9 protein-coding genes are annotated in these 9,364 nt (G+C 74.3%); 7 read left to right on the top strand and 2 right to left on the bottom strand.

The window, feature by feature from the left end:
- On the top strand, window positions 1-1,041 hold a 1,041-nt coding region (locus IE312_RS29490; RefSeq protein ID WP_229900572.1), incomplete at its 5' end, for a MarP family serine protease.
- 210 nt (window positions 1,042-1,251) lie between these two features.
- Here IE312_RS29490 and IE312_RS29485 read toward each other — a convergent pair.
- Window positions 1,252-1,740: a GNAT family N-acetyltransferase gene (locus IE312_RS29485; RefSeq protein WP_189985336.1), complete on the bottom strand. Its 489-nt coding sequence runs from the start codon at window positions 1,738-1,740 to the stop codon at window positions 1,252-1,254.
- A 73-nt stretch (window positions 1,741-1,813) separates the two neighbouring features.
- Between IE312_RS29485 and IE312_RS29480 the strand changes: the two genes are divergently transcribed.
- Together IE312_RS29480 and IE312_RS29475 are read left to right on the top strand one after the other, a co-directional pair.
- Window positions 1,814-2,710, top strand: coding sequence for a TIGR01777 family oxidoreductase (locus IE312_RS29480; RefSeq protein ID WP_189985335.1), 897 nt, complete (start codon window positions 1,814-1,816; stop codon window positions 2,708-2,710).
- A gap of 180 nt (window positions 2,711-2,890) precedes the next feature.
- On the top strand, window positions 2,891-4,291 hold the full coding sequence (locus IE312_RS29475; RefSeq protein ID WP_189985334.1) for an NAD(P)/FAD-dependent oxidoreductase: 1,401 nt from the start codon (window positions 2,891-2,893) through the stop codon (window positions 4,289-4,291).
- A gap of 67 nt (window positions 4,292-4,358) precedes the next feature.
- Here IE312_RS29475 and IE312_RS29470 read toward each other — a convergent pair whose 3' ends face one another.
- On the bottom strand, window positions 4,359-5,816 hold the full coding sequence (locus IE312_RS29470) for an NsdA family TPR-like regulatory protein (protein WP_189985333.1): 1,458 nt from the start codon (window positions 5,814-5,816) through the stop codon (window positions 4,359-4,361).
- Between the two features lie 239 nt (window positions 5,817-6,055).
- On the opposite strand from IE312_RS29470, the gene lipB reads away from it, so the two are divergent.
- From lipB to IE312_RS29450, 4 genes are all read left to right on the top strand, one after another.
- Window positions 6,056-6,853 (top strand): lipoyl(octanoyl) transferase LipB, encoded by a 798-nt coding sequence (gene lipB, locus IE312_RS29465; protein ID WP_189985332.1) that lies wholly within the window; start codon window positions 6,056-6,058, stop codon window positions 6,851-6,853.
- A 115-nt stretch (window positions 6,854-6,968) separates the two neighbouring features.
- Window positions 6,969-7,934 carry a lipoyl synthase gene (lipA, locus tag IE312_RS29460; protein ID WP_189985331.1) on the top strand — a complete coding sequence of 322 codons (966 nt, stop codon included), beginning with the start codon at window positions 6,969-6,971 and terminating at the stop codon, window positions 7,932-7,934.
- A gap of 244 nt (window positions 7,935-8,178) precedes the next feature.
- On the top strand, window positions 8,179-8,379 hold the full coding sequence (locus IE312_RS29455; protein ID WP_189985330.1) for an SCO2195 family GlnR-regulated protein: 201 nt from the start codon (window positions 8,179-8,181) through the stop codon (window positions 8,377-8,379).
- Window positions 8,380-8,437: 58 nt separating this feature from the next.
- Window positions 8,438-9,139: a DUF4191 domain-containing protein gene (locus IE312_RS29450; RefSeq protein WP_189985329.1), complete on the top strand. Its 702-nt coding sequence runs from the start codon at window positions 8,438-8,440 to the stop codon at window positions 9,137-9,139.
- Window positions 9,140-9,364 lie beyond the last annotated feature (225 nt).

Below are 9,364 nucleotides of genomic sequence, written 5' to 3'. Positions count from 1 at the left end.
ACGGGCCAGGTGGAGCGGGGTGGGTCGACGGCGACGGTGCTCGCGGTGCTGACGGTGCTGGTGCCGGCGGTGGTGGGGCACGAGCTGGCGGGCCGGCTGGCGCTGCGGCTGCGCGGGGAGCTGGACCGGGGTCCGCTGCGGGTGGCGGACGGGCTGGGGGGTGCCGCGGCGAACTCCGTCGCGGTGCTGATCGTGGCCTGGGTGGCGGCGAGCGTGCTGAGCGCGGCACCGGCGCAGCCCCTGTCGACGGCGATACGGAACTCGGCGCTGCTGGGCGCGGTGCAGGAGGCGATGCCGCAGACCACGCCGGCGTGGTTCGCGCGGGCCACGTCCGCGCTGGCCGAGGCGGGCTTCCCGCAGGTCTTCAACCCCTTCGAGAACGAGTCGACGGCCCGGGTGGCCCGGCCGACCGGGGACAGCGTCACCCCGGCCGCGACGAGCGCCGCCAAGCGGAGTTCGGTGAAGGTCGAGGGCGCCGCGGGCGTGGAGGGCCGTGAGGGCAGCGGGTTCGTGTACGCGCCGCAGCGGGTGATGACCAACGCGCACGTGGTGGCCGGCATCGACGACCCGGGCGTGCGGGTGGGCGGGGTGGGGCCGTCGTACCGGGCGCGGGTGGTGCTGTTCGACCCGGACCGGGACGTGGCGGTGCTGTACGTGCCGGGGCTGCGCGCGCCGGTGCTGCGGTTCGACCCGGGTGCCGTGCGCGGGGACGCGGCGGTGGTGGCGGGCTATCCGCAGGACGGGGCGCTGGACCTGCAGGCGGCGACCGTGGGGAACCGGGTGCGGGCGACCGGCCAGAACATCTACAACGACCGCACGGTCACCCGGGAGATCTACTCGGTGCGCTCCACGGTCCGGCCGGGCAACTCCGGCGGCCCGCTGCTGACCACGGACGGCAGGGTCTTCGGGGTGGTCTTCGCCCGGTCCACCTCGGACGCCGAGACGGGGTACGCGCTGACGGCGGACGAGGTGGCGGGCGACGCCGGGCGCGCGGCCACGGCGACGGCGCGGGTGGACACGGGCCATCTGGTGGACTCCTAGGCCCTGTCGTTTGGATCAACCCGGCGTCGCGGGGTCTGGCACGCGCATCTGCGGCGTTGTCGTCAGTTGCCAACGCTCCGCGTTGTCGCCCTCCTCCGCCTTGCAGCTGCACGCACCAGACCCCGCTCGGGGCGTTGGAAGGCGCCGCACGTTTCAGCCGGCCTGATCCAAACGACAGAGCCTAGCCCGGCGCGCGCCGGGCCGCCCCGCCTACAGGGCGCGGCCCATGCACACGTCGTCGACGTAGCGGCCGTCGATGAGGAACTCCTGCGGCAGTACGCCCTCGACGGCGAACCCCTCGGACGCGTACAGCGCCCGGGCGGGGGTGTTGTGCCCGAGCACCCGCAGGGTGAGGCGCCGGGCACCGCGCCGGCGCGCCTCGGCGACGGCTGCCCTGATCAGGGCGCGCCCGACGCCCCGCCCGCGGGCCTCCTCGGCGACGGCGAACCCCTGGACGGCCAGGACGTGCGCGTTGGAGGGGAGCGGGGTCGGCGGGACGAGGCGGATGTAGCCGAGCAGGCGTCCGCCGGCCTCGGCGACGAGGAAGTCCTCGGGGCGGTGCCGCTCGTCGAAGAACGGCGGGTAGGGCGGCTGCGGGCGGGGGGCCACCGCGTGCAGGGTGGACCAGGTGGCCCGGTCGAGGACGGCCAGGTCCTCCTCGTCGGCGGGCCGGGCGGTGCGTATGTGCGGCGCGGGCATGACGGTCACCCTACGGCGGGCCGTCCGGGTGCCCCACCGGTTTTCCGACCGGCCGAACGGTCATGCTGGGGCCATGGAACGTTCACGTATCGCGGTGGCCGGCGCGTCCGGTCTCATCGGCAGCGCTCTGGTGCGGTCCCTGACCGCGGACGGGCACGAGGTGGTCCGGCTGGTGCGCCGGCCGCCCCGGGCGGCGGACGAGGTGCGCTGGGACCCGGAGCGGGGGCACGTCGACGCGGCCGGGCTGACCGGATGCGACGCCGTGGTCAACCTGGCCGCGGCCGGGGTGGGCGACCGGCGCTGGACTCCGGAGTACAAGCGGTCGCTCCGGGACAGCCGGGTGCGGGGCACGGCCGCGCTGGCCGAGGCGGTGGCCGGGCTGCCGCGCCCGCCCCGGGTGTTCGTGAACGGCAGCGCGATCGGCTTCTACGGCGACACGGGCGACCGGGTGGTGGACGAGGACGCGCCGCCGGGTGACGGCTTCCTGGCCGGGCTGTGCGTGGAGTGGGAGGGGGCGGCGGCGCCCGCGCGGGAGGCGGGTGTGCGGACGGTGCTCGCGCGGACCGGGCTGGTGGTGGCCCGGGACGGCGGGGCCTGGGGGCGGCTGTTCCCGCTGTTCCGGGCGGGGCTCGGGGGGCGGCTGGGCGACGGACGGCAGTACTGGTCGTACATCGCGCTGCACGACGAGGTCGCGGCGCTCCGGCACCTGATCGACCACGACGACCTGTCCGGACCGGTCAACCTGACCGCTCCGCAGCCGCTCAGGAACGCTGAGATCACGGCGGCGATGGGGCGGGTGCTGCGCCGGCCCGCGGTGTTCGCGGTGCCCGCTCCGGTGCTGCGCGCGGCGCTCGGGGAGATGGCCGGGGACGTGCTGGGCAGCCAGCGGGTGGTGCCGAAGCGGTTGCTGGAGTCGGGGTTCCGGTTCGCGTTTCCGGGCATCGAGGAAGCGATTCGTGCGGCCCTGTGAGCCGGCTGACAACACCCGCGAACGAAAGTGACCACATGCGACCTCTATGCGACCGTGCCCTGTTGATGCGCGACTGTTCCTGACCGATCAGGCCCCTACCCTCGACCCGAACTCGGGTATTCCTTGCGCCTGTTGGGGGCATCACGTCTCCACCGGTCGCGCAACCACAGGAGGGGCCTCGTGCTTGAGCCCGCGTACCAGGTGGACGTCGTCATCGTGGGAGCCGGAATCGCCGGCCTCTCGGCGGCTCATCGGCTGACCAGTGCAGGAATCACCACCGCGGTCCTGGAGGCCGCCCCCTGCGTGGGGGGCCGCATGTCGACCGAGAAGGTCGACGGCTTCCGGCTCGACCGCATCGGACAGCTGCTGTCCACGTCCTATCCCGAACTCCGCCTGACCCCGGGCCTGGACGGCCTGGCCCTGCGCCGCTTCGCGCCGGGCGTCCTGCTGCACCGCGACGGCCGCACCCAGCGCGCGGGAGCGCCGGCGGCCGGCGGGAGCGCGGGGGGCGCACGGGGCGCGCGCGGTGCCCGCAGCACACGCGGTGCGCGCGATGCGCTTCATGTGGTGCGCGCCCTCGCCGGCGCCCCCAGGGGTACGGCGGCCGCGCCCGGCGCGCCGGTGGGCGGCGCGGTGGACCAGGCCCGGCTGGGCGCCGCGCTCGGCCGGATCGCGGCGACCCCCGTCGACCGCGTCCTGGCGCGCCCCGAGCTGCCGGCCGCACAGGCGCTCGCCCAGCGCGGGGTGCCGGTCCGCACCATCGACGGCTTCCTGCGCCCGCTCCTCGCCGCGCTGCTGTGCGACCCGGGGCTGACCACCTCCAGCAGGTGCGCCGACCTGGCGCTGCACGCCTTCGCGAGCGGGCGGCTGTGCGTGCCGGAGGGCGGGGCGGAGGCGCTGCCGGAGCTGCTGGCCCGGACCCTGCCGGCGGGCACCGTGCACACCGGGGTGCGGGTCACCTCGGTGTCCACGACCTCGGTGACCACCGCCGAGCACGGCGAGGTCCGCTGCCGGGCGGTGCTGCTGGCGACCGACGCGCGGGCCGCGGCCGCGCTGCTGCCGGGGCTGCGGGTGCCGGACTTCCACCCGGTGACGGTCGTCCACCACACCACGGACGACCCGGCGGCGGCCTTCCCGACGGGCGGTTCGCTGCTGCTGGACGCCGACCGGGGCGGACCGGTGGCGCACACCGCCGTGCTCAGCACCGTGGACCCGAGCCGGGCGCCGGCCGGCCGCGTGCTGATCTCGTCGACGGTGCTGGGCCCCCCGCCGGACGGAGTGGACACGGCGGTCCGCATCCACCTCTCCCGCCTCTACGGCACCTCCACGCGCCGCTGGGAGACGCTGGCCGTGCACCACACCCCCGAGGCGGTCCCCGCCATGCGTCCCCCGCACGACCTGCGCCGCCCGGTACGCCTCCTGGCGGGCCTCTACGTCTGCGGCGACCACCGGGACACCAGTACGGTGCAGGGCGCCCTGCACTCGGCCCACCGCGCCGCGTCCGCGATCCTGGCGGACCTGGGCGCGACGGGTTCGCTGCACAGCGCGGACCCGGCCCCCACGCTGCCGAGGGCGGCGTAGGCGCGGGGAACCGCGCGGACGACCACGACGGCGCGGAACCCGGCGGCCGCCCGCCCCCGCGCCGGCACTACCCCAACGCCGCCACCTTCTCCCGGTACACCCGCACCGGTGCCGCGTCCCGATAGGGCTCCAGTCGCCGCTCGAACTCCTTCACGTACTCCACGGCGCGGGCCGACCGCATCTCCGCGGCCTGCCCGGCGGCCTCCGCGGCGATCGCGCACGCCTGGTCGAGTTCACCGAGGCCCAGCCGGGCGGTGGCGAGGACGACCCGGCAGAACAGGCGGCTGCGGGCGTAGGCGGGCGCCCGCAGCTGCAGGGCCCGCTCGGCGTGCTGCGCGGCGGCCCGGAACTGCTGCAGGTCCCGGTGGCAGTGCCCGAACTCGTCGGCGAGCTGCGCCTCGTCGAAGAACACCGCCCAGTACGGCACCTCGTCGCCGGGCCGGGCCGCCTCCAGGGCGCGCTCGGCCCGCACCAGCGCCGCGGTGCACGCCCGCACCTCGCCGAGGACCCCGTGCGCCCGTGCCTCCGACGCGTGCAGCAGCGCCTGGACGACCGGCGGCGCGCCCGTGCCGACGCCCTGCTGGGCGACCCGGGCCAGCTGCACCGCCTCGCGGCCGTGGCCGAGGTAGACGGCCTGCCGGCTCATCGTGACCAGGACGTAGGAGCCGTAGGCCCGGTCGCCGGCGGCCTGCGCGAGCCGCAGGGCCTGCACGAAGTACCGCTGGGCGAGCCCGTGCGCGGCGATGTCGTACGAGGTCCAGCCCGCGAGCCGGGTCAGGTCCGCGGCGGCGGCGAACAGGCGGCGGCCGGTCTGCTCGTCGTAGCTGCCGCGGAGCATCGGCTCGCACTCGTGCTCCAGGTAGCGCACCAGGGCCTGCCGGGCGTGGCCGCCGCCGAACCGGTCGTCGAGCGTGCGGAACAGCTCGCCGACCGAGTGCAGCGCGGCGATGTCGCCGCTGCCGACCCGGTGCCCGGGAGCGCGCTCGCCCTGTCCGCGCGGCCGGGGCGCGAGCGGCGGCTGGGGCCTGGCCGCACCGGGCCGGCCCTGCGACGGCACCCGGGGTGCCGGTTCGCGGGCCACCCGGTCGTCGGCCTTGCCGATCAGCCAGTCCCGGCTGGGCACGACGAGCCCTGCCGGAGTGAAGGCGATCTTGCGCAGCTCGGCGTGGCTGCCGGAGTCCTTGCGCCACAGCCCGCTGACGATGTCGACGGCCTCCTCCGGGGTGGCCGCGAACTCCAGCCCGGCGTAGACCGGCGCGCAGGCGTCCAGGCCCAGGTCCTGGGCGGTGAGCCGGCGTCCCAGCCGGCGTGTGAACACCTCGGCGATGAGGGCGGGGGTCGTACCGCGCGGCTGCTGTCCGCGCAGCCAGCGGGTGACCGAGGTCTTGTCGTATCTGAGGTCCAGCCCGTGCTCGAGGCCGAGCTGGTCGACGCGACGGGCCAGACCCGCGTTGGAGAACCCCGCTTCTGCGATGAGCGCGGCGAGCTGGCGGTTGGGGGTGCGCTGCGCGGGTCGGTCCGTCATCTGCGGTGCGGTCTCCTGCCTTCCGGGCCTTTGCTGTGCCCGGATTGCCTTTGAGCAGCCCTTATGGCCTCACGAACGGCGCGAATGTAGCGGAGAGTGAGCAGACGGTTGCATACTTCGCGGGGCATTCATCCGATCGTGTGAGGAACGCCCGCCGGGCTGACGTACTCCGGTCGGACGTACAGTGGCGAGGGCGCGTCACGTGCCTGACACACCGGTCGCTGAGGGAGGCGCTTGCCGTGAGTGAGTTGCGGTTCGTCCGCATGGGGTTCGGCGCGGATGCCGTCGAGTACCAGGAGGCCTGGGACGAGCAGCGCCGGGTGCACGCGGCCCGGTTCGCCGACGAGGTCCCGGACACCGTCCTCCTCCTGGAGCACCCCCCGGTGTACACGGCCGGCCGGCGCACCGAGGACAGCGAGCGCCCGCTGGACGGCACCCCGGTCATCGACGTGGACCGCGGCGGCAAGATCACCTGGCACGGCCCGGGCCAGCTGGTGGGCTACCCGATCCAGAAGCTCCCCCGCCCGGTGGACGTGGTCGCGCACGTACGGCGGCTGGAGGAGGCGGTCATCCGCTCCTGCGCCGAGTTCGGCCTGGAGACCACCCGGGTCGAGGGCCGCAGCGGTGTCTGGGTGCTCGGCGACCCCGTCGAGCGGCGGCCGGCGCTCGGGGGACTCTCCCTGGACTTCGACCCCCGGCTCACCGACGAGGAGTTCGACCCGCGGCTCAACGGCCCCGAGTACGCCCCCTCCAACGCGGGCCAGCGGCGCGAGGACCGCAAGATCGCCGCGATCGGCATCCGGGTCGCCAAGGGCGTCACGATGCACGGCTTCTCCTTCAACGTGAACCCGGACAACGCCTGGTTCGACCGGATCATCCCGTGCGGCATCCGGGACGCGGGGGTCACCTCGCTCGCCAACGAGCTGGGCCGGGACATCACGATCGAGGAGGTCCTGCCGGTGGTCGAGAAGCACCTGAAGGACGTCCTGGAGAACGCGGACCTGAAGCCGCGGGTGGTCGAGACGGCGTCCGCCTGATCGTCCACCGGGGGAATGCGCCCTGCGACTGCGGGGTTGGCCTCGGCGGCAGGGCGCACAGAGCACGGGCGTACCCTGGTGTACGCCGAAGAATCGAAGTCACAGGGAGCCGGTCGTGTCCGCAGTCGCACCCGACGGACGCAAGATGCTGCGCCTGGAGGTCCGCAACAGCCAGACCCCCATCGAGCGCAAGCCCGAGTGGATCAAGACCCGGGCGAAAATGGGCCCCGAGTACACCGCGATGCAGAAGCTCGTGAAGAGCGAGGGCCTGCACACGGTCTGCCAGGAAGCCGGCTGCCCGAACATCTACGAGTGCTGGGAGGACCGCGAGGCGACCTTCCTCATCGGCGGCGACCAGTGCACCCGGCGCTGCGACTTCTGCCAGATCGACACCGGCAAGCCCGAGGCGCTGGACCGCGACGAGCCCCGCCGCGTGGGCGAGTCCGTGGTCACCATGGACCTGAACTACGCCACCATCACCGGCGTCGCCCGCGACGACCTGGAGGACGGCGGCGCCTGGCTGTACGCCGAGACCGTGCGCCAGATCCACCGGCAGACCGCGGACCGCGAGGGCGGCCGGACGAAGGTGGAGCTGCTCGCCCCCGACTTCAACGCCGTCCCCGAGCAGCTGGCCGAGGTCTTCTCCGCCCGGCCCGAGGTCTTCGCGCACAACGTCGAGACGGTCCCCCGGATCTTCAAGCGGATCCGCCCCGGCTTCCGCTACGAGCGCTCCCTGAAGGTCATCACCGAGGCCCGCGACGTCGGCCTGGTCACCAAGTCCAACCTGATCCTCGGCATGGGCGAGACCCGCGAGGAGGTCAGCGAGGCGCTCAGGCAGCTGCACGAGGCGGGCTGCGAGCTGATCACCATCACCCAGTACCTGCGCCCCTCCGTGCGGCACCACCCGGTCGAGCGCTGGGTGAAGCCGCAGGAGTTCGTGGAGCTGAAGGAGGAGGCCGAGCAGATCGGCTTCGCCGGTGTGATGTCCGGCCCGCTGGTGCGGTCGTCGTACCGCGCCGGACGCCTGTACCAGATGGCGATCGAGAAGCGGGGCGCGCTCGTCGCCGGCCAGGCGGTGTGAGCCGAGCGGTGTGAGCCGAGCGTGTGAATTCCCGCACAAGCTATTACCGGCCAGTAATGGCCGGGACGACGCGGTCCCGGCCGTCCTCGCAGATGAGGGCGGGCGCCGGGGCCGCGTCCGTGTTCGCACGCCCACCGTCAGGGCTTCATGGGCGTTTGACCGGTCGGACACGCCCTGGTAACACCAATCAGTGACTCTGGTATCACACCCCGTACCTCCACCGCTCTGAGGGGGGACCTCGATCATGCAGGCCGCACCCGTACGCGCCACCGCCATCCCGACCTTCACCGACGCCCTGCGCGCCGTCGAGTCCCTGCTCATGAGCGGCGGCCAGCGCACCGCCCGGCGCAACGCCTGGACCTCCGTCCTGGAGGACCGCCGCCGCGCCAAGGACCGGGTCGAGGCCCAGCGGTTCCTGGACCAGGCCGCCGCCGGCCGCTCCTGATCCCGCCTGCCGGACACTGCCGTCGTCCGCGGTCCCGGGGACACGTAGACTTCGTGGCATGGCGAGGAAGGAAACCGCGGCGGATGCCGCGAACGCAGGGCGACTGAAGCAGATCGCCCTCACATACAAGATGACCCGCAAGGCCGACAAGACGATCGGCCTCGTACTCGCGGCCGTCGGCATCGGCACCCTCGGTGTCTTCCTCGCGATCGGCTTCCTGGTCGGCCACCCGGTCTATCTGGGCATCTTCGGTCTGCTGATCGCCCTGCTGGCGACGGCGATCGTGTTCGGCCGCCGGGCCGAGCGGGCCGCGTTCGGCCAGATGGAGGGTCAGCCGGGCGCCGCCGCGGCCGTGCTGGACAACATCGGCCGGGGCTGGACGACCACTCCGGCGGTGACGATGAACCGCAGCCAGGACGTGGTGCACCGGGCCGTCGGCAAGGCCGGCATCGTGCTCGTCGCCGAGGGCAACCCGAACCGGGTGAAGACCCTGCTGGCCGCCGAGAAGAAGAAGATGAACCGCATCGTCGCGGACGTGCCGGTGCACGACCTGATCGTCGGCAGCGGCGAGGGCCAGGTCGAGCTGAAGAAGCTGCGCACCACCATGCTGAAGCTCCCGCGCGTGCTCACCGGCCCCCAGGTCACGGCCACCAACGACCGGCTGCGGGCCCTGGGCGACCTGATGAGCAACATGCCGCTGCCGAAGGGCCCGATGCCCAAGGGCATGAAGCTGCCGAAGGGCGGCCCGCGGGGCCGCTGAGGCCCTGGCGCGCGCCGCGATTCCGGCGCGCGGCGCGATTGTGGCGCGCCGGTCCCGGCATCCCGCCGGTACCGGCGCGCAGCCGGTTCTGACACGAGGCCGGTCCTGACACGCGCCGGTTCCGCCACGCCGCCGGCCCTAGCGCCCCGCCGCGGTCCCCCGGCGCGCGGCCGGTCCAGACACGCCGCCGCCCGTCCCCCGGCGCGCCGCCGGGCCTGACACGCC

Origin of the sequence: Streptomyces capoamus, assembly GCF_014654935.1 — a bacterium.
GTDB classification, from domain to species: domain Bacteria; phylum Actinomycetota; class Actinomycetes; order Streptomycetales; family Streptomycetaceae; genus Streptomyces; species Streptomyces capoamus.
The sequence above is the reverse complement of the archived record's forward strand: the minus strand, read 5'-3'. Positions and strand labels throughout refer to the sequence as shown.